This window comes from Psychrobacter sp. SZ93C1, assembly GCF_015864635.1.
GTDB lineage: Bacteria > Pseudomonadota > Gammaproteobacteria > Pseudomonadales > Moraxellaceae > Psychrobacter > Psychrobacter fozii.
Genome location: NZ_JADYWY010000023.1, coordinates 1 through 1927, shown reverse-complemented (window position 1 = coordinate 1927; position 1927 = coordinate 1). Strand labels below are relative to the sequence as shown.

General features: G+C 48.8%; 1 rRNA gene. It reads left to right on the top strand.

What is annotated here, in order from left to right:
* Nucleotides 1-252: 252 nt before the first annotated feature.
* Nucleotides 253-1791, top strand: a 16S ribosomal RNA gene (locus I6E83_RS14600).
* Nucleotides 1792-1927: the final 136 nt, after the last annotated feature.

The following is a 1927-nucleotide window of genomic DNA, read 5'->3' as shown; positions in this document are numbered from 1 at the left end:
ACTGGACGACAGTGATTAGGCATTATTTAAAAGCATAACTAAAGAACAACTTGTGTGGATTTTTGCTGATTCAGAATGTTAAAAAATAAAGTTGGTTGACTATCTTTTCGATAGAATTCTAACTATAAAAATTATCATTTAAGACAGTAAAAAAACTCAAAGTTAATTCATTACGAACATAATTTTTAGCGATTTTGCCAGATTAGATGAGCCAAGTTTAGAAGTCTCTTTAAAGGACTTCATAGCAAGATTAAACTGAAGAGTTTGATCATGGCTCAGATTGAACGCTGGCGGCAGGCTTAACACATGCAAGTCGAGCGGAAACGATGATAGCTTGCTATCAGGCGTCGAGCGGCGGACGGGTGAGTAATACTTAGGAATCTACCTAGTAGTGGGGGATAGCACGGGGAAACTCGTATTAATACCGCATACGACCTACGGGAGAAAGGGGGCAGTTTACTGCTCTCGCTATTAGATGAGCCTAAGTCGGATTAGCTAGATGGTGGGGTAAAGGCCTACCATGGCGACGATCTGTAGCTGGTCTGAGAGGATGATCAGCCACACCGGGACTGAGACACGGCCCGGACTCCTACGGGAGGCAGCAGTGGGGAATATTGGACAATGGGGGAAACCCTGATCCAGCCATGCCGCGTGTGTGAAGAAGGCCTTTTGGTTGTAAAGCACTTTAAGCAGTGAAGAAGACTCCGTGGTTAATACCCACGGACGATGACATTAGCTGCAGAATAAGCACCGGCTAACTCTGTGCCAGCAGCCGCGGTAATACAGAGGGTGCAAGCGTTAATCGGAATTACTGGGCGTAAAGGGAGCGTAGGTGGCTCTATAAGTCAGATGTGAAATCCCCGGGCTCAACCTGGGAACTGCATCTGAAACTGTAGAGCTAGAGTATGTGAGAGGAAGGTAGAATTCCAGGTGTAGCGGTGAAATGCGTAGAGATCTGGAGGAATACCGATGGCGAAGGCAGCCTTCTGGCATAATACTGACACTGAGGCTCGAAAGCGTGGGTAGCAAACAGGATTAGATACCCTGGTAGTCCACGCCGTAAACGATGTCTACTAGTCGTTGGGTCCCTTGAGGACTTAGTGACGCAGCTAACGCAATAAGTAGACCGCCTGGGGAGTACGGCCGCAAGGTTAAAACTCAAATGAATTGACGGGGGCCCGCACAAGCGGTGGAGCATGTGGTTTAATTCGATGCAACGCGAAGAACCTTACCTGGTCTTGACATATCTAGAATCCTGCAGAGATGCGGGAGTGCCTTCGGGAATTAGAATACAGGTGCTGCATGGCTGTCGTCAGCTCGTGTCGTGAGATGTTGGGTTAAGTCCCGCAACGAGCGCAACCCTTGTCCTTAGTTACCAGCGGGTTAAGCCGGGAACTCTAAGGATACTGCCAGTGACAAACTGGAGGAAGGCGGGGACGACGTCAAGTCATCATGGCCCTTACGACCAGGGCTACACACGTGCTACAATGGTAGGTACAGAGGGCAGCTACACAGCGATGTGATGCGAATCTCAAAAAGCCTATCGTAGTCCAGATTGGAGTCTGCAACTCGACTCCATGAAGTAGGAATCGCTAGTAATCGCGGATCAGAATGCCGCGGTGAATACGTTCCCGGGCCTTGTACACACCGCCCGTCACACCATGGGAGTTGATTGCACCAGAAGTGGATAGCTTAACCTTCGGGGAGGCGTTCACCACGGTGTGGTTGATGACTGGGGTGAAGTCGTAACAAGGTAGCCGTAGGGGAACCTGCGGCTGGATCACCTCCTTATAGATGACATTCGGTTGGCAAGAATTCACAACAAGTTGTTCTTTAGTTTAAGCTAGTATTTATTAGCTTTTGCCTTTGTAGGCATACAAAGGCCTGTAGCTCAGCTGGTTAGAGCACCGTGTTGATAACGCGGGGG